This window comes from Brevundimonas sp. Root1279 (genome assembly GCF_001425945.1).
Classification (GTDB): Bacteria; Pseudomonadota; Alphaproteobacteria; order Caulobacterales; family Caulobacteraceae; genus Brevundimonas.
This window is the reverse complement of record NZ_LMEB01000006.1, coordinates 174,967-193,040: the sequence shown is the minus strand read 5'-3', so window position 1 is coordinate 193,040 and position 18,074 is coordinate 174,967. Positions and strand designations below refer to the sequence as shown.

The 18,074-nt window shown below is 70.0% G+C and carries 16 protein-coding genes; 6 read left to right on the top strand and 10 right to left on the bottom strand.

Annotation, left to right across the window (positions count from 1 at the left end; genetic code table 11):
- The first annotated feature begins 114 nt into the window (after nt 1-114).
- Nucleotides 115-1,263: an acyl-CoA dehydrogenase family protein gene (locus tag ASC65_RS08940; protein WP_156459604.1), complete on the top strand. Its 1,149-nt coding sequence runs from the start codon at nt 115-117 to the stop codon at nt 1,261-1,263.
- 15 nt (nt 1,264-1,278) lie between these two features.
- On the opposite strand, the gene ASC65_RS08935 is transcribed toward ASC65_RS08940, so the two are convergent.
- A complete protein-coding gene (locus ASC65_RS08935) occupies nt 1,279-2,982 on the bottom strand; it encodes a sensor histidine kinase (protein ID WP_235561454.1) in 1,704 nt (567 codons plus the stop codon).
- 154 nt (nt 2,983-3,136) lie between these two features.
- On the opposite strand from ASC65_RS08935, the gene ASC65_RS08930 reads away from it, so the two are divergent.
- On the top strand, nt 3,137-3,571 hold the full coding sequence (locus ASC65_RS08930; RefSeq protein ID WP_056452605.1) for a SufE family protein: 435 nt from the start codon (nt 3,137-3,139) through the stop codon (nt 3,569-3,571).
- A gap of 11 nt (nt 3,572-3,582) precedes the next feature.
- Here ASC65_RS08930 and ASC65_RS08925 read toward each other — a convergent pair whose 3' ends face one another.
- Both ASC65_RS08925 and ASC65_RS08920 read right to left on the bottom strand, forming a co-directional pair.
- Complete coding sequence (locus ASC65_RS08925; RefSeq protein ID WP_056451776.1) at nt 3,583-4,281, bottom strand: DUF6456 domain-containing protein; 699 nt, start codon at nt 4,279-4,281, stop codon at nt 3,583-3,585.
- Complete coding sequence (locus tag ASC65_RS08920) at nt 4,278-4,634, bottom strand: chromosomal replication initiator DnaA (protein WP_235561453.1); 357 nt, start codon at nt 4,632-4,634, stop codon at nt 4,278-4,280. Before ASC65_RS08920 ends, ASC65_RS08925 begins: the two co-directional genes overlap by 4 nt.
- Before the next feature lie 299 nt (nt 4,635-4,933).
- Here ASC65_RS08920 and ctrA point away from each other — a divergent pair, with 299 nt between their 5' ends.
- The gene (gene ctrA / locus ASC65_RS08915) at nt 4,934-5,641 is read left to right on the top strand and encodes a response regulator transcription factor CtrA (RefSeq protein WP_056451774.1); all 708 of its coding nucleotides are present in this window, start codon (nt 4,934-4,936) and stop codon (nt 5,639-5,641) included.
- A 71-nt stretch (nt 5,642-5,712) separates the two neighbouring features.
- Here ctrA and ASC65_RS16735 read toward each other — a convergent pair whose 3' ends face one another.
- Nucleotides 5,713-6,084, bottom strand: coding sequence for a UrcA family protein (locus tag ASC65_RS16735; protein WP_162245665.1), 372 nt, complete (start codon nt 6,082-6,084; stop codon nt 5,713-5,715).
- A 92-nt stretch (nt 6,085-6,176) separates the two neighbouring features.
- On the opposite strand from ASC65_RS16735, the gene ASC65_RS08905 reads away from it, so the two are divergent.
- A complete protein-coding gene (locus ASC65_RS08905) occupies nt 6,177-6,740 on the top strand; it encodes a winged helix-turn-helix domain-containing protein (RefSeq protein WP_082525954.1) in 564 nt (187 codons plus the stop codon).
- Here the strand turns inward: ASC65_RS08905 and ASC65_RS08900 are convergent.
- Nucleotides 6,733-7,404 carry a dioxygenase family protein gene (locus ASC65_RS08900; protein ID WP_056451768.1) on the bottom strand — a complete coding sequence of 224 codons (672 nt, stop codon included), beginning with the start codon at nt 7,402-7,404 and terminating at the stop codon, nt 6,733-6,735. The genes ASC65_RS08905 and ASC65_RS08900 overlap by 8 nt on opposite strands.
- 292 nt (nt 7,405-7,696) lie before the next feature.
- Here ASC65_RS08900 and ASC65_RS08895 point away from each other — a divergent pair, with 292 nt between their 5' ends.
- Complete coding sequence (locus ASC65_RS08895) at nt 7,697-9,001, top strand: OmpP1/FadL family transporter (RefSeq protein ID WP_056451766.1); 1,305 nt, start codon at nt 7,697-7,699, stop codon at nt 8,999-9,001.
- 1 nt (nt 9,002) lies between these two features.
- Here ASC65_RS08895 and ASC65_RS08890 read toward each other — a convergent pair whose 3' ends face one another.
- From ASC65_RS08890 to ASC65_RS08880, 3 genes are all read right to left on the bottom strand, one after another.
- A complete protein-coding gene (locus ASC65_RS08890) occupies nt 9,003-9,929 on the bottom strand; it encodes an oxygenase MpaB family protein (protein ID WP_156459603.1) in 927 nt (308 codons plus the stop codon).
- Between the two features lie 57 nt (nt 9,930-9,986).
- On the bottom strand, nt 9,987-11,468 hold the full coding sequence (locus ASC65_RS08885; RefSeq protein ID WP_056451764.1) for a DEAD/DEAH box helicase: 1,482 nt from the start codon (nt 11,466-11,468) through the stop codon (nt 9,987-9,989).
- A gap of 297 nt (nt 11,469-11,765) precedes the next feature.
- Nucleotides 11,766-12,401, bottom strand: coding sequence for a DUF1345 domain-containing protein (locus tag ASC65_RS08880; protein ID WP_056452595.1), 636 nt, complete (start codon nt 12,399-12,401; stop codon nt 11,766-11,768).
- A gap of 116 nt (nt 12,402-12,517) precedes the next feature.
- Here ASC65_RS08880 and ASC65_RS08875 point away from each other — a divergent pair, with 116 nt between their 5' ends.
- Nucleotides 12,518-14,629, top strand: coding sequence for a malate synthase G (locus tag ASC65_RS08875; RefSeq protein ID WP_442854121.1), 2,112 nt, complete (start codon nt 12,518-12,520; stop codon nt 14,627-14,629).
- Nucleotides 14,630-14,703: 74 nt separating this feature from the next.
- Here ASC65_RS08875 and ASC65_RS08870 read toward each other — a convergent pair whose 3' ends face one another.
- Nucleotides 14,704-16,116, bottom strand: a complete 1,413-nt coding sequence (locus tag ASC65_RS08870; protein WP_235561452.1) for an HlyD family type I secretion periplasmic adaptor subunit — start codon at nt 16,114-16,116, stop codon at nt 14,704-14,706.
- On the bottom strand, nt 16,113-17,963 hold the full coding sequence (locus ASC65_RS08865; RefSeq protein WP_082525953.1) for a type I secretion system permease/ATPase: 1,851 nt from the start codon (nt 17,961-17,963) through the stop codon (nt 16,113-16,115). Before ASC65_RS08865 ends, ASC65_RS08870 begins: the two co-directional genes overlap by 4 nt.
- Nucleotides 17,964-18,074 lie beyond the last annotated feature (111 nt).

The following is an 18,074-nucleotide window of genomic DNA, read 5'->3' as shown; positions in this document are numbered from 1 at the left end:
CGATCGTGAGTGACAGTTCAGTTCCTGTACCACCTCGATTCAGTTCCTGAACTGGAGAGGTCTGGAGCGGTCCGTCAGAACGACCTCTCCTGATTGAACCAGACGAGGTTTCCGATGTCCGTTTCTCCGGTGATCGCCATGGATGCTCACGCTCCCATCGACTGGCTGGCCCGCGCCGATCGGCTCGCCGACTCCATCGCGGCCGAAGCCGCCCGCCACGACGCTGAGGACAGCTTCGTCGCCGACAGCTACGACCGGCTGAAGGCCGAGGGCTTCTTCTCCGCCCATGTCCCGGCCGAGCTGGGCGGCGGCGGGGCCGAGTATCGCGAGATCGCGCAGGTCATCCGCCGCCTCGGCGCCGCCTGCGGTTCGACCGGCCTGACCTATTCGATGCACTCGCACCTGATCGCCGTCGCCGCCTGGCGCTGGCGGAACCAGAACGCCCCCACCGATGGCCTGCTCAAGCGCGTCGCGGCCGAGGATCTGATCCTGGTCTCCAGCGGCGGCACCGACTGGCTGAAGAGTGCGGGCACGGCGACCAAGGTCGACGGCGGCTTCCGCATCAACGCCCGCAAGATCTTCTCCAGCGGCTGCCTGGCCGGCGACCTGCTGATGACCAGCGCCGTCTATGAGGACCCCGAGGCCGGGCCGACGGTCCTGCACTTCGCTGTGCCCTTCAAGGCGGAGGGGGTGAAGATCCACGACACCTGGCGGGTCATGGGCATGCGCGGCACCGGCTCGCACGACGTCGAGCTGAGCGAGGTCTTCGTCGCCGACGCGGGCATCTCGGGCCGCCGCCCGCAGGGCCCGTGGCACCCGCTCTTCCACGCCATCGCCATGCTGGCCTTCCCGCTGATCTACTCCGCCTATCTCGGCGTCGCCGAGGGGGCGCGGGCTCTGGCGATCGAGATCGCCAAGCGCAAGCCGGCCGACGAGGGCCTGGTCCAGCTGGTCGGCGAGATGGAGAACGCCTTCGCCGCCGCCGAGAATGCGGTCGAGGCGATGATCGCCCAGGCCGAGACGGCGATGCCGGGCGAGCTGACCACCAGCAAGGCCATGATCGGCCGCACCCTGGCCGGCGAGGCCGCGATCCGCACGGTCGAATTGGCCATGGAGGTCGCGGGCGGCCCCGCCTTCCACCGCTCCCTGGGCCTGGAGCGCGCCTTCCGCGACGTGCAGGGCGCCCGCTTCCACCCGCTGCAGCGCAAGCCGCAGCTGCGCTACACCGGCCGCGTCGCCCTGGGTCTCGACGTCGACGGCTGAGGTCTGGGTCTGGGTCTAGCCCTGGCCGCCGCCGGCCACCGGAAGCGGGATGATCACGGCCCCGCCTTCGGGGGCCGGCGCGCGCTGCGCCTGGGCCACGGGCAGGCGCACGGTCACCGCCGTGCCCTCGCCGAGGGTGCTCTCGATGCTCATCCGGCCGCCGTGCAGTTCGGCGAAGGCGCGCACCAGCGACAGGCCCAGGCCGGTGCCCTGGCGGCGTTGCTCCATCTCGCCGGCCTGTTCGAACGGACGTCCCAGCCGCGCGACGTCCTCGGGCGCGATGCCCACGCCGGTGTCCGCGACGACCATTTCCAGCTCGGGCCCGACCGCCTCGATCGTGACCGTGACGGAGCCGCCCGGCGGGGTGAATTTCACCGCATTGGACATCAGGTTCAGCGCCATCTGCTTCAGCGCCCGGCGATCCGCCGAGACCTCCAGCACATCGGCGGGCAGGACGCCGGACAGGGTCACGCCCTTGTCCTCGGCGCCGACCCGGACCAGGGCGATGGCGGCCGAGACGGTTTCCCGCGCGTCGAACCGCTCCAGGGTCAGGACGTAGCGCTCGGCCTCGATCTTGGAGACGTCGAGCACGTCGTTGATCAGGTCCAGCAGGTGGCCGCCGGCCTCGTGGATGTTGTCGACATAGGTCGCATAGCGCTCGGGCATCGGCCCGAACAGCCGCTGGCGCATGATGTCCGAGAAGCCCAGCACGGCGTTCAGCGGCGTGCGCAGCTCATGGCTCATATTGGCCAGGAAACGGGCCTTGCCGGCCTCGCGGCTCTCCGCCTCGGTCCGCGCGACCTCAAGGCCCAGCTCGCGGGCGTACTGGCCGGTGGCGTCGTAGGCCTGGGCGATCAGGCGCGGGGCGGTGGCGTCGTCCAAGCGGCGGAACAGCATCTGCACCCGCCGGTCCAGGGCAAGCCGCGGCGCGAACAGGGCGGCGGCGTCCTGGCCCTGCAGGGCTTGTTCGATGGCGGCCAGCAGGCGAGGACGGTCCGGTGCGTGCACTGCGGCGACCAGCCCCTGCGCGAACAGGGGATCGACCGGCAGGCAGCTCGGCGGCGCGCCGTAGGCCGCCAGCACGCGTCCCGAGGGCTCGAGCACCAGGGTCAGGCCGGGCTGGGCCGCGATCAGTTGTTCGATCCGGGCGCACTCGGTTTCGGCGGCGGCGAGGCGGCTCTCGCGCTGCCGCCACGACAGCCGCGTCGCCAAGGCCGCGCCGCCGACGCTCATCAGGGCGGAGACGGCGGCCATCAGCGGAGAGGCCGGGGCGCCGCCGCCGAAGCTGGCCGAAATCAGGCCGGCCAGGATCGCCGCGCCGGTCGCAACCGCTCCGACCTGCGCCAGCCGCGCGCCGCCCAGGGCGAAGCCGGCGGCGAGGGGCAGGAAGACGAAGCCGGCGATCGGGCCGGTCATGCCGCCGGACAGGGCCGCGGCCAGCATGGCGGCGAGGGTCCAGACCCCGAGCAGGGCCAGCCGCTCGCGCGGCCCGTCCTGCTGCAGCAGGCCAAGACCCGCCATGCCCGGGACGATCATGGCCAGCACGCCGTAGAAGACCGTGCCGTCGATCTGGCCCGCCCAGCGACCGCCAAGGGCGAGCAGCGCCGCCGTCACGGCCCAGCCTGCATGCCATGCCGCCAAGGCCGGGCGATCGCCCGACGGGCGGCCCGGTGCGGCGTCGGCGGCCGGCGAGACTTCGAGGTGGACGGGTGCGTTCACGGAATCCGGGGGCAGGAGTGGGGGCGCGAGCCTAGCCCCCGCAGCGAGTCGTCCAAAGCCTCCACCCGTATGAGGGGATTGTATGGCGGAGCCCGGACGGAATGCGCCTGGAGGCGTGGTTGTCCCCGGCTTCGCTCCGGCTTATCTGCCCCGCATGACCAACCGCCCGCCCATCGACGCCGTCCTCGCCGAACTGGTCGAGGAATTCGACCTCCTGGGGGACTGGGAAGGGCGGATCGAATACGTCATCGACCTCGGCAAGGGACTGGCTCCCCTGCCGGAGGCGGATCGGATCGACGTGAACAAGGTGTCCGGGTGCGCGGCGCAGGTCTGGCTCGCGGTGCGTCGCGGCGACGGCCGGCTGCAGTTCCTGGCCGACAGCGACAGCGCCCTCTCCAAGGGCAATATCGCTCTGCTGCTGAAGCTCTACTCGGATCGAACGCCTGAGGAGATCCTCGGCTTCGACGCCCGAGCGGCGCTGGACCGCCTAGGCCTGCCGTCTGCCCTGACCCGCCAGCGGGCCAACGGTCTGAACGCCATGGTCGGCCGCATCCGCGAGGCCGCGGCCCTGGAGTCGGCCCACCCCTAGCAGCCGCTCGCTCAGCCGATGCGGTAGTATTCGGCCAGCGCCCGGAGGCCTTGGCGGAGCAGGGCCTTGCCTTCGCGTCGACGCAGGCCGAGCCCCTGTTCCGCCGCCTGCAGGGTCGTGGCGCGGATGCAGATGTGGTCGATCATCGCCCGAGCCGGCCCGCAGGCGGTCAGGGCGGCCTCCACCCGACGGGCCGCCGCCAGCGCCCGGTCGCCTGGTTCGGCCTTCGCCGCCGAGCCCCTTCGGGCGCGGGGGAGGGCGTCCCAGCGCATCGTCAGCGACGGCCCCTTCAGCGCGGTTTCGGCGTCGAACGCCAGGCGCTCCGCCGCCGCCACCTCGGACGGATCCAGGAAGGTCCGTCCGTCGGCGTCCTTGCGTGCGGCCAGCCAGACGACGGGCGAGTGCGCCAGGTTGGCGGGGTGGCGGGTGATCCGTCCATCCGGCTGGACCAGCAGGCGGTCGCCCGCGATTACGCCCGGTCCGGGCGGCGGGACGGGCGCGCCCTCAGCGCCGCCTGCGCGCAACGTCCAGCCGCCGCCCGGGCGCGGTCTTAGCCCGGGCTGGGCCACGAGGGTGCGAAACAACGCCTCGTCGATGACCGTCAACACGCGCGTGCGACGGTCGCCGCCGCGTCGCAGCGCGTAGCCGCCGGGCGTTTCGTCCAGCCAGACGTCCCTCTGCTCCAGCAGGCGTTGAACCCGGACCGTCATGCCGGCAGCTCGCAGGCCGGATAGTCGATCACCTCGCGCACGCAGCGCTCCAGGCGATCCAGTAGATCATCGACTGCCGGACGGTCGCGTCCGTCTTCAGCCCAGCGGCAGGCCGCCGCTGCGGTCGCCCGGTTCAGGCCGAAGGCGTGGCCGACCCGGTCCATGGGCCAGCCGAAGGTCACATAGGCCAGGTACATGGCCAGCCACCGCGCCCGACAGGCCTGCCGTTCCAGCCGGGCCCGCGTCTCCATCCGATCCTTCGACACCCCCGTCGAGGCGGCCACCAGCTGCATGGCCAGCTCCGCCTTGATGCGGTCCTCCTCGCGCACCGGCACTTGGTACGTCTCCGCCACATTCTTCTCCCATTTCGCGCGACGGCCGCAGCGGCCGGTCGTTAACGAATAGGAATATATGTCTAAGAGGCGTCTAAATCGGTCGCACGGGCCCCGCCACGCGTGGATTCAGGGGCTTGGCCGAAAAATATCGGCGACTTGACTCGGGACTCTCGACGGCGATTCGCAAATCAGCCTAGATTCGCTATTAACCAGTCGCGTTAACCCTTCTTAAGTTTTTGAGGGGTTAACGTCCGAACAAGGTTACCCGGAAACGGGACAGTAACGTCTACGGCCAAGCTTTGCCTGGAGGGGCACTCATGCGCGTCCTGCTAATCGAAGATGATCACGCGACCGCGCAGAGCATCGAACTGATGCTGAAGTCGGAAGGCTTCAACGTCTACACGACCGACCTCGGCGAAGAGGGCATCGATCTCGGCAAGATCTACGACTACGATCTTATCCTGCTCGACCTGAACCTGCCTGACATGAACGGCCTCGAAGTGCTTCGCCAGCTCCGCGTGGGCAAGGTGAACACCCCGGTCATGATCCTTTCCGGCACCTCGGAGATCGAGACCAAGGTCAAGACCTTCGGCGGCGGCGCCGACGACTACATGACCAAGCCGTTCCACAAGGACGAGCTGATCGCCCGCACCCACGCCGTGGTCCGCCGCTCGAAGGGCCACGCCCAGGCGATCATCCACACCGGCGAGATCGCGGTGAACCTGGACGGCAAGACGGTCGAGGTGAACGGTCACCGCGTCCACCTGACCGGCAAGGAATACCAGATGCTGGAGCTGCTCTCCCTGCGTAAGGGCACGACCCTGACCAAGGAGATGTTCCTGAACCACCTGTACGGCGGCATGGACGAGCCCGAGCTGAAGATCATCGACGTCTTCATCTGCAAGCTGCGCAAGAAGCTGGCCACGGCGGCCGGCGGCAAGCATTACATCGAGACCGTCTGGGGCCGCGGCTACGTCCTGCGCGATCCGTCCGAAGTCGGCGCCCCGATCACCGCCGCCGCCTGATCCCCGCGAAAAACGACAAAGAAGACGCCCGCCGGATTGCTCCGGCGGGCGTTTTCATTTGCAGGCGGGGCTCAGTGCGAGGTGACGGTCACGGACGCCGTCTCCGGCGATCGGGCCGACGCCTGGTCGATCCGCCGCGTCTCATTGGCCCGGAACTGGGCCATCGCGTCGACCTTGGCGCCGCGCCGGCAGCGGTTCTCGACCTGCACGTCCTCGAGGCGGTTGTCGTAGAAGCGACAGACCTGCGCGGTGGCCGTGTTCAGGCGCCGATCCAGCAACCGCATGCCCCAATCCGTCTTGGTGTCGAGGTCCGCGTAGCTGACCACCATTTGCCGCGGCGTGACCTGGATTGACGGAAGCGTGTCTTGACCCTGTGCAGAGGCGAGCATAGGCGCCGAAAGGGCTACTGCTGCTAGGGTGAACATCATCAGGGTGGTCTTCATGTTCGGTCTCCTGCAGCCCCCGCTGCTCCGCCGCGATCCGGCGTACTTCATGGATGACCGCCCCGCCGCCCAACCGATAGGGCCGAGGCCCGATGAAATCCCGATGCTTTCCGAGTGACCGAAATGTCATCTACGTGAAAAAAATGTCATCTACCTCAACGACTTCCGAGCCGACCGTCCTGGCGCACGAAGCGGACTTCCATCTGGGCGAGTTGCTGGTCCGCCCGTCGCTCGGAGAAGTCGGCGCGAACGGCGCCACCCAACATCTCGAACCGCGGGTGATGAGGGTCCTGGTCGCCCTCGTGCGGGCGGAGGGCGCCGTGCTGTCGCGGGACGATCTGATCATTCGCTGTTGGGACGGCGTCATCGTCGGCGATGACGCGGTCAGCCGGATCATCAGCAAGCTGCGGCGGCTGTCGAACCATGAGGGCGCGGGCTTTCAGATCGAGACGGTGCCGCGCATCGGCTATCGACTGGCCTTTACGGCCGCGACGCCGCGCGTGTCGGCCGGCCGAACGGCGCGCCTGCGCAGCCGGGTCGGGGCTCGCCGCCTGGCCCGTCGCTGGGGCTTCGTCGTGCCGCTCGCGCTCGGCAGCGTGGCGGCGCTGCTGGTGATCGTCCGGCTCGCCCCGACGCTGCGGTCGTCGCTCAGGTGAGGATCACCAGGTCGTAGTGCGCGGCCAAGGCTCCGGCCTCGAAGGCCGAGCCGTCGCCATACGGGCGGACCAGGCCGGCCCGCAGCACCGGATCGGTCACCATGGCCAGCGCCATGTCGGCGTCGTTCAGCGGCTCTCCGGCGACGTAGAGTTGGGAGGTCAGCCGCCGGGCGCCGTGCGTCGAGACCGCGACATGGATGTGCGGCGCCCGCACCAACGGCGGGCTTGCCGCCGTGACCGTGTACGACACCGGCTTGATGGTGCGGAAATGAAAGGCCCCGTCAGGGCCCGTCGTGGTCCGGGCATAGCCCTGAAAGCGAGGATCCGGCGTGCGCGAGGCCTCCTGGTCGTCGGGATGCCGGTACCGGCCGTTGGCGTCGCACTGCCAGATCTCGACCAGGGCGTCGCCCACGGGCGTCGAGTCGGGCCGCCAGAGCGTCCCGGTCACGTGCGTCACCTGGCCCAGGGCCGCGGCGTCGCCGGCGCGCACCTTCACCAGGTCGGTGTCGTAGATCGGCGGCAGATCGTACGGATAGAAGGGTCCCTCGATCTGGGGCGGGGTCAGTGGACGCGCCTGCCGGGCGGAAAGGCCTCCAGGCAGAACCAGGCCCAGTCCAAGGGCGCCGCCGCCGACGACCAGACCCCTCCTGTCGATCACCGTCATGCGCCGTCCTCCTGGCGAGGCGTCGGTGATGCGCCTAGATCGCTCCGGAATCAACGTTCGATGAAATCGGGGACAGTTTGCTGCGCTCTTCCCGGTCGGCTCCGGCGCAGCATCCCGGCCCGGCCGCACCTCGGCCGCACGATGTTCGTCGATCAAGTTATCATTGATCACATTGCCGCGAGCCTGTCTGACAGGCGTTGCGTACGCGTGTACGCGGGCGCACCTCCGCCCTGCCTCCCCGGGCTTATCTCAACCGCGCCGCTCCCCTCGGCCGCGTCTGAAAGCAGTTTCCATGATCATCCCGAAGTCGCGCGCCGCGGTCTCCGCCGGCGTCGCCGTCGCCGCTCTCGTGAGCGCCGTCGCCGCCCCGGCCATGGCCGGCTCCTTCTACCTCCAGGAACAGTCGGCGCGCGGCGCCGGACGCGCCTACTCCGGCGAGGGCGCCGACCGCGGCGTCGCCTCGATGTGGTGGAACTCCGCCGCCATCGCCCGCAGCGGGCGCGAGGCCTCTGTCGGCCTGCACGGCCTGCTTCTGCGTTCGACGGTCGAAAACGCCGGCTCCAGCATCACCTATCCGGGCGGGATCACCGCCCCGGTCCGCGGGCTGGACCGCGCCAATGATCCGATCGAGAGCGGCCTGGCGCCGAACTTCGCCGTCGCCACGCCGATCGGCGACCGCTTCGCCGTCGGCCTCAGCATCGCCGCGCCCTACAACTTCACCACCAAATACGCCCCCGCCTCCTTCGCCCGATACGACGCCCTGACCTCGGAGCTGCGCACCGTCGACGCCGGCCTGACCGCGGCGATGCAGGTCACCGACTGGCTCGATGTCGGCGTCGGGCTGGACGCACAGCACGTCGACGCCAAGCTGACCTCCGCCCTGCCCAACCTTTCGCCGGCGCTTCCGGACGGCCACTCCTCGCTGGAAGGCGATGGCTGGGACTTCGGCTGGAACGCCGGCGCCCAGGCGCACTTCGGCAAGCTGGACCTCGGCCTCAGCTACCGGTCGTCGATCGAGCATGAACTGGACGGCGATATCGCCATCTCCGGCCTGCTGGGCCCGCTGGCCGGCGCCAATGTCGAGTCCGAGGGCGTCGCGGCCTTCAACACCCCGTGGTTCGCCACGGTCTCGGCGCGCTACGCCGTCAACGACCGCCTGACCCTGAACGCCCAGGTGAACCGCATCGGCTGGTCCGAGTTCGACGCCATTCGGGTCAGCTATCCGACCGGCGGCGACACCATCGCCCAGAACTACACGGATGTGACCACCGGCGCCGTGGGCTTCGACTATCAGGCGACCGATCGCGTCACCGTCCGCGGCGGCGTCGGCTATGACCCGACCCCGACCCGGGACGACGAGCGCACCGCCCGTATTCCGGACGCCGACCGCTGGCTGTTCTCCGCGGGCTCCTCGATCAAGGCCAGCGAAAGCGCGACCATCGATCTGGGCCTGACCTACATCGCCTTCTCGGACACCGAGATCCACAGCGACCGGACCTTCTATTCCGGCACGCCGGCGGCCACGACCTCGCACCTGCGCGGCGACGTCACCGGCTACGGCGTGGTGGCTTCGGCCGGCGTGCGCTGGGCTTTCTGATCTAGGCCGCGGAGGCGCGTGTCGGCGGGCGGTACAGCCAGTCCGCCGGCAGCCCCATGCGAACGGACGCTTGGGCCGGCGGGGCGCTCTCCAGCACCAGCCGGTCCGCGGCTCTCCCCATGGCCTTGACCAGCGGCCGCTCCAGGCGCGACAGCCCGGCCGCCTCCAGTCCGAGGCGCGCCCTGAGCGGGGCGGGGACCAGATCGACCGCCGCCTTGACCAGCAGCGGCTGCGACAGACGCGCAGCCGCGGGCAGGGCGGGGGCTTTGCGGATGATGTCCAGGAACTCGAAGATCACCGGCGAGGGGCCCAGCCGCGCATCCATGGCGGCCAGGGTCGCTTCCCAGGCCGCCTGGCTGGCCGGGGCGTTCAGCGCGCCGTAGAGCCGCGCCGCCGGCGCCGCCTCGGCCCAGGCGCGGTCTCGCGCGGACGGGGGCAGCGGCTCCACGAACCGGTCGTAGGCGGTGATGAAGCCCCAGGACGCCGTGGCCTGCACCCAGTCGAGGAGATCCGGATCATCGGCTGCGTAGGCCGAGCCGTCCTCGGTCACGCCGGTCACCTTGGCGTGGCGGCGGTTGACCCCGGCGATCATGGCCTCGGCCACTTCGCGCGGGGCGTAGACGGTGACCATGGCGGCCAGGCCGGTGCGCCTCAGCCGGGTGACGGGATCGGTCTTGAAGCTGGTGTGGTCCCAGACCCCGGCGCGGACCTTGGGCTCTGCCAACTCCAGCAGCACGGCCGCGACGCCGCCGATGAACAGCGACACCGGGTTCTTGAACAGCCGCCAGGATACCGAGTCCGCCGCCACAAGGGCCGGCGCGCCGGCGGGAGCGGTGAAGTCGACGGCGATTCCGTCAGCGCTCATCAGCGCCCCGGCCATGGCCTCGATGCGACGCTGGAGCGGAGAGGGAAGACGATGCGGGCCCATGCCTTTCTCAAGACATGGGCCCGCTTGCCGTTCCGTTTAGCCGTGTGGCCTTAGGTCTCAGGCCTTGGCGACGTAGCCCTTGCCGCCGTTCGACGGGCGGCGGCGACGCGGACGGCGCTTGATCTCGCCCTCGGCGGTCGTCTTGGGCGCGCTCGGGGTGATCCGTTCGCCGGCCAGCGGATTGTAGGCCGCCGCCGGACGTTCGGCGTGATGCGTCCGGTCGCGCTGGCCGCCGGCCTTGCGCTGGCGATGCGGCTGGCCGCCGCTCTCGGGGCGGACGCCCTCGCGACGCGGGTTGCGCGGGCCGCGCTGCTGCTGGCGATCGCCGCGGCCGTCATCCGGCATCGACGCCTTGGACTTGACGCCCGAGGCCATGATCGACTGGTCCAGCAGGGCCAGCGACTTGTCGTTGCGGCGGTCGGCCGAAGGGATCTTCTGGCGGGTGACCTTCTCGATGTCCTTGAGCAGCTTCATCTCGTCGCCGGCGACGAAGCTGACGGCCGAGCCGTCCTTGCCCGCGCGGGCCGTCCGGCCGATGCGGTGGACATAGGCTTCCGGCACGAAGGGCAGTTCGAAGTTCACCACGTGCGAGACGCCGTCCACGTCGATGCCGCGGGCGGCGATGTCGGTGGCGACCAGCACGCGCAGCTTGCCGGCCTTGAAGGCGGCCAGGGTGCGTTCACGCTGCGGCTGGCTCTTGTTGCCGTGGATGGCGCCGGCTTCGACGCCGCCCGCTTCCAGATAGGCCGCAACCTTGTCGGCGCCGTGCTTGGTCTTGGTGAAGACCAGGCAGCGCGTGTACTCGGGGTCGCTGAACATCTCGGTCAGCAGGGCGCGCTTGCGGCCTTGCTCGACGTGGATGACCGACTGGTTGATGCGCTCGACGGTGGTCGACTGCGGCGTCACCTGGACCTTGACCGGGTCCTTTAGCAGCTCGCCGGCCAGCTTGCCGATCTCCGACGGCATGGTGGCCGAGAAGAACAGGTTCTGGCGCTTGGCCGGGATGCGCGACACGATCTGGCGGATCGGCTTGATGAAGCCGAGGTCCAGCATCTGGTCGGCCTCGTCGAGGACGAAGATCTCGGTCGCCGACAGGTCAAGGTTCTTCTGCTGGATGTGGTCCAGCAGGCGGCCGGGGGCGGCCACCAGGATGTCGAGGCCCTGGTTCAGCGAGCGCTCCTGCCCGCCGTACTTCACGCCGCCGAAGATGACGGCGACGCGGAAGCCCAGGTGCTTGCCATAGGCCTTGAAGCTCTCGCCGATCTGGGTCGCCAGTTCGCGCGTCGGCGACAGGACCAGGCAGCGCGTGGTGCGCGGCAGGGGGGCGACGCGGTTGGCGGCCAGGCGGTGCAGGATCGGCAGGGCGAAGGCCGCCGTCTTGCCGGTGCCGGTCTGGGCGATGCCCAGCAGGTCCTTGCCGGCCATGACGTCAGGGATCGCCTGGGCCTGGATCGGGGTCGGAGTCGTATAGCCTTCAGCCGACAGGGCCTGAAGGAGGGCCGGGTTAAGGCCGAAGGATTCGAAGGTCTTGTTGCTCACGGAGCGTTTTTCTTTCGCATGCGGCGACGCGCAACAGCCATGGCTCAACGCCGAAAGGGCCGCGCACCGCCAGTCCCGATAAAGTCTCAGCCGAGACCGTCGGGGTGGATCGGGCGCCGCCCCGCGTGTCCGGGCAGCGAATGAAATCTTGATGGGCCGGCGGCTTCTACAGACAGATCTTCGGGGAGGAAGACCCACACGCGCTGGAGACGCCGGAGTTCGCAATTGGTGCGATGCAGCAGCAAATGGACCTTGAATACGGCGTCGTCAAGGCACGGCTGTTGCCGAGACCGCCGTTCAGCCGAGCAAACCGACCGCCGTGTTCACCGCCAGGGCCAGGACCACGGTATTGAAGACGAAGGCGGTCAGGCAGTGCACGCTCGCGGTGCGCCGCATCCGCCGGCTGGCGATCTGGATATCCGCCGTCTGAGACGCCACGCCGATGATCAGGGCGAAGTGCAGGAAGTCCCAGTAGTCCGGCTCCTGCTCGCCTGGGAACTCCAGGCCGCCGCAGTCCGTCCCGTCGGCTGCCCGGCTGTAGAAGGCGTGGGCGTAGTGGAAGGCGAAGATGACGTGCACGAACAGCCAGGACAGGGCCACCGTGGCCAGGGCTAGCACCGACAGGTTGTCGGACTGCTGGATCGCCTGGGCCACGACCACGCCGACGCTGGTCGCGCCGGCCAGCAGGGCGAGCGGCAGAACCGCCGGGCCCGCCTGGTCCAGGGCGGCGGCGCGGGTGCGGATCTGGTCGGTCGACGGCGTCCGCGACACCTGCACCGAGCTGACGATCAGGAACAGGGCGACGCCGACGTCCCAGCCCAGCGCCAGCCGGGTCATCCAGCCGTAGTGGATCGGCCAGATCAGGCTCGACAGGACGGTCGCGGCCACGACGGCGAGCGGCCAGTGCAGGCTGAGCCAGGCAGGGGATTTCATCGTCATATGGTGCGCGCCGCCGCCATCCGCGCAAGTCCTGTTCGCACCCGCGAAATGACGCTCGACTTCCCCGGCGTCATCACGGAATGTTACAGCCTCATCCCACGGAGCCGCCCATGCCGATGACGCCCCGCGCCGGACTGCAGGTCGACCAGGTCCTCGCAGACTTCCTCGAACAGGAGGTGCTTCCCGGCTTGGAAATCGATCTCGACCGGTTCTGGAGCGAGGCGGCTAAGCTGTTCGAGGAGACCGCCGTCGAGTGCCGGGCCCTGCTGGCGACGCGGGACCGGCTGCAGGCCCGGATCGACGACTGGCATGCGAGCCGCGTCGGGCAGACCCAGGACCCTGCAGCGACCGAGGCGTTCCTCCGGTCGATCGGCTACCTCGTCGACGAACCCGAGCCCTTCGCCATCGGCACGCGAAACGTCGACGCCGAGGTGGCGACCCTGGCGGGGCCGCAACTGGTGGCGCCGGCGCTCAATGCGCGCTTCGTGCTCAACGCCGCCAACGCGCGCTGGGGCAGTCTGTATGACGCCCTCTACGGCACGGACGCGCTCGGCGACCTGCCGCCGCCCGGTCCTTACGACGCCGCCCGCGGCGCCCGGGTCGTGGCCCGCGCCAAGGCCTTTCTGGACGAGGCCGTCCCGCTGGAAAACGGATCGTGGGCCGAGTTGACCGAACCGGAGCGGGGCATCGCGATCCGCGATCCGGGCCAGTACGTCGGCCAAAACGAGCGCGGCCGCCTGTTCCGCCACAACGGCCTGCACATTCAGGTCGTCTTCGACCGTTCAAGTCCGATCGGCGCCTCCGACCCGGCGGGCATCGCCGACGTGGTGCTCGAGGCGGCCCTGTCGACCATCGTCGACCTGGAGGACTCCATCGCCGCCGTCGACGCCGCCGACAAGGTCGCGGCCTATCGCAACTGGCTGGGCCTGATGCGCGGCGACCTGGAGGAGACCTTCGCCAAGGGCGGCCGGACTCTGACCCGCACGCTGGCGACGGATCTCCCGTACACGGCGCCGGACGGCTCCAGCGGGATCCTGCCGGGGCGGTCGCTGCTGTTCGTGCGCAACGTCGGCCACCTGATGACCACGCCCGCGGTGCGCCTGGGAGACGGTTCGGACGCCTTCGAGGGCGTCCTCGACGCCCTGGTCACCGCGGCCATCGGCATGCACGACCTGCGTGGCCTCGGCCGGTTCCGCAACAGCCGCGAAGGCTCGATCTACATCGTCAAACCCAAGATGCACGGCCCCGATGAAGTCGCCTTCACCGACGGCCTGTTCAGCCGGGTCGAGGCCATCCTCGGCCTGGAGCGCCACACCCTGAAGGTCGGGGTGATGGACGAGGAGCGTCGCACCTCGGCCAATCTGGCGGCCTGCATCCGTGCGGTGTCCCAGCGGCTGGTGTTCATCAACACCGGCTTCCTCGACCGCACCGGTGACGAGATCCACACGGCGATGCGGGCCGGGCCGGTGGTCCGCAAGGGCGAGATGAAGACCGCCGCCTGGCTGTCGGCCTATGAGGCGCGCAACGTCGCCATCGGCCTGCAGTGCGGCCTGTCTGGCCGGGCGCAGATCGGCAAGGGCATGTGGGCCGCGCCGGACCGCATGGCGGAGATGCTGGCGCAGAAGGCGGCGCATCCGAGGACCGGGGCCAACACCGCCTGGGTCCCCAGCCCGACGGCGGCGACCCTGCACGCCCTCCACTATCACCAGACCGAGGTCTTCGCCCTGCGCGATGAGATCGCCGCCCGCCCCACGCCGGGCCTCGACGCCCTGCTGACCGCGCCCCTTGCAACCGGCCGCAACTGGAGCGCCGACGAGATCTCCGACGAACTCGACAACAATGCGCAAGGGTTGCTCGGCTACGTCGTGCGCTGGATCGATCAGGGCGTCGGCTGTTCCAAGGTGCCGGACATCCATGACGTCGGCCTGATGGAGGACCGCGCGACGCTGCGCATCTCGTCCCAGCACATCGCCAACTGGCTGCGCCACGGCGTGCTCACCCGGCCCCAAGTCGAGGCTTCGCTCCTAAGCATGGCCGCCAAGGTCGACGCCCAGAACGCCGGCGATCCTCTCTACCGTCCGATGGCGTCCGACCCGGCCGGCAGCCTCGCTTTCCAGGCGGCCCGCGCCCTGATCTTCGAGGGCGAGGCCCAGCCCAACGGCTACACCGAGCCGTTGCTGCACCGGTACCGGCGGCGGGCGAAGGAAGATTCTAGGGGCTAGGTTTCAGGTTCTAGGGAAGGCTGGGCGCGGAGCGAGCGCCCCTAGCCCCTAGCCCCCTAGAACCTGGCGTCTGCCTACTGTTCGCTGCCCGACCGCCACAGGTTGTTGGTCAGCGGCTCGAGCAGATAGGCTAGGGCCGTGCGCTTGCGCAGCAGGATGATGACCTCGACCGGAGCGCCGGGGCGCAGGGTCGCGGCCGACCGGCCCAGCTTGGTCAGCTCTTCGGCGGGCACCACGATCTCGGCGCGGAAGTAGGTCGCGCCGGTCTCCTCGACCGTGAAGCTGTCGGCCGAGATGCGCGTCACCCGGCCGTGGATGGTCGGCGGATTGCGCTCGCGCAGGCCCGGGAAGCGGATCTCGGTCTGCTGACCGACGCGCAGGTTGTCGACGTCGGTCGGACTGATCTGGGCGACGATGACCTGCGAGGCGTCCTTGGGGACGACCTCCATCAGCGTCTGGCCGGGCTGGATCACCCCGCCCTGGGTGAAGATGGTCAGGCCGACCACCTCGCCGGACGCGGGGGAGCGGACCTCGCTGCGCGCGATCTGCGAGCGCAGTTCGCTCATGCGGGGGCGAAGTTCGTTCAGCTGCACGTCGATCTGGCGCAACTGGTCGGCGACGTCCTCGCCCAGCTTGGTGCGCACGCCCGACATCTGCAGTCGGGTCTCGCCGACGGCCTCCTGCGAGCGGGCGATCTGGGCGCGCAGCGAGCCGAGTTCGCCTTCCAGCTGGGCGGCGTTGCGCTCCAGGGCCCGCACGCGGGTGAGCGGGGCGTAGCCCTGCTCGGCTAGGCTGCGCATGCCCAGCAGTTCGTCCTGGATCAGGCGCTGCTGTTCTTCATTGGCCGCGATCTGGCGCTCATAGCCGAGGATCTGCTCGTTCAGCTGGGCGACGCGCTGTTGCAGCACGCCGGTCTCGGTCGAGCGGCCGGTGCGGCGGGCGCCGAACTGCAGCTGCTGGATGCGCAGGGACTCGGTAGCCAGGAGCGAGTCCTCGGGGGGCAGGTTCTTGAAGTCTTCCGGCAGGGGGATGCCGCGCAGGCCGTCCCGCTCGGCGGTGAGACGGGCGCGCTGGGCGATCAGGGCGTAGACCTGGCTGGACACGCCGCGTTCGGTGGCGCGCAGGTCGCCGCTCGACAGGGTCAGCAGGATCTGGCCGCGCTGGACGGTGTCGCCCTCGGCCACGTGCAGGGCGCTGACGACGCCGCCTTCGCGGTGCTGCACCGCCTGTCGGTTGCCGGACACCGCCACCTGGCCGGTGCCGTAGGCGCCCGCGTCGAGCGGAGCGAAGGCCGCCCAGCCGAGGAAGAGGCCGAAGAACAGCAGGATGATGGTGCCGCCGACGATCAGCTCGCGGCGGGGATTGTCGGTGACCAGAGACGGCGGGGGCGGGGGCTCCGGCGGCGGGGCGGGCGGGGCCATCGGGCCGAACGATTCCGGCTGGGTTTCCGGCTCGGGCTTGGCGGGCGGGGCGGCGACTTCGGTCATTGGGCGCGTCGTTGCGGCTGGGCGGCCGGATTGGCCATGCGGACGCCGCCGGCCTGCTGCGGCTGGCCGCCCTGCGGCGCGTGCCCGGCAGGGGCTTCACCGGCGGGAGCAGGGCCCCCTGGTCCTCGGGCAGGCGGCGTGGCGGCGCGCATCTTCTCCAGCACTTCCTCGCGCGGGCCTTCCAGCTGAACCATGCCGTCGCGCATCATCAGCAGGCGGTCGACGCGGGCCAGCACGCCGGCGCGGTGGGCGATGACGACCACGGCGGCGCCGCGCGCGGCGGCGCCGAGGATGGCCTGCATCAGAGCGGCTTCGCCTTCCTGGTCGAGGTTCGAATTGGGTTCGTCCAGCACCAGCAGGACCGGGTTGTTGTAGAGGGCGCGCGCCAGGGCGACGCGCTGCGCCTGGCCGGCTGACAGGCCCTGGCCGAACGGGCCCAGGATGGTGTCGTAGCCGTTCGGCAGGCGCAGGATCAGCTCGTGGGCCCCGGCCGCCTGGGCCGCCTGGACCGCGCCCAGATCGGCGGTCTCTGGGTCCGTTCCCGCCGCCGACTGGAAGCGGGAGATGTTGTCCTTGATCGAGCCGGCGAACAGGCTCGGCACCTGCGGCAGATAGCCGATCCAGCGGGCGAGCTCGTCGCCCTCTCGGGACTCGTATTCCGCGCCGTCCAGGCGGACCGCGCCCTGCTGCGGCTTCAGCGCTCCGGCGATGACGCGGGCCAGGGTGGTCTTGCCCGAGCCGCTGGCCCCGACGATGCCCAGGGTTTCGCCCGGCTTGAGGGCGAAGCTGACGGCGCGCAGCTGGGGGTTCTCGGTCTCGGGGAATTTCACAGACACGCCCTCGACCTGCAGCTTGCCCTTCGGGTCCGGCAGGGTGGTGCGTTCTTTCTCGACCGAGGCGGTTCCGGCGAACAGTTCGGTCAGGGTCTTCCAGCTGGCCACGCCCTGGACCAGGGACGGCCAGACGCCGACCAGGGTCTCGATGGGGGCGACCGAGCGGCTCAGCAGCACCGAGGCGGCGATGATCGAGCCTTGGGATATCTCGCCCTTCACGGCCAGCAGGGCGGCCAGGCCGAGGGCCCCGGACTGCATGACCAGGCGAAGGAATTTGATCGCGCCGGAGTAGCGGCCGCCGGCCAGCTGGGCGTCGGCCTGGGCCGCGGTGGCCTGGCGGCGCTGCTCGACCTGCCGGGCGATCGACGAGGCGCGCATGCCGAGGGCGCGAACGACCTCGGCCTGGCCGGCGACGGCCTCCTGCGAGGCGTAGGCCTGGTTCTGCGAGTTCATCGCCTTGCCGAGGCGCGGACGGGTGTCGCGCTCATTCAGCCAGGCGAGGGTGAACAGGATGATGCCGCCGAGCAGGGTCAGCACGCCGATCGCCGGGTGCAGCAGGAAGCAGCAGGCCAGGTAGATCGGGGTCCAGGGGGCGTCGAACAGGGCCAGCATGCCCTGGCCGCTGATGGCGCCGCGCACATTGTCGAACTCGCGCATGGCCTGGGTGTTCGGCGACTTGGCCTGCAGGTCGACGACCCGCGCCAGCACCTTGCCCGACAGCAGGCGGTCCAGCCGCAGGCCGGCGCGCAGCATGATCCGGCCGCGCAGCCAGTCGAGCCCGGCCAACGCCGCCAGGGCCATGACCGCGACCGCGGTGACCAGCACCAGGGTGGTCAGGCCCCCCGTCGGCACGACGCGGTCGTAGACCTGCATCATGTAGATGGTCGGGGTCAGGTACAGCAGGTTGACCAGCGCCGAGAACACGGCCGCCCACAGGAAATGGGACTTACAGGCCCTGAGGGCCTCGGCCAGCGGTTCGGTTCCGGGTTTGCTCGGAAGGAGGTGTTTCAACACGAAGCGTCGTTCCCTGGGCCGTCTGGGACACCACTCTAACGGCTTGTTGCTTCAACAGATAGCGGCAGATCGCGGCTCCACAACCGCAAGCTTTCGGCCGCGGCCCGTTCG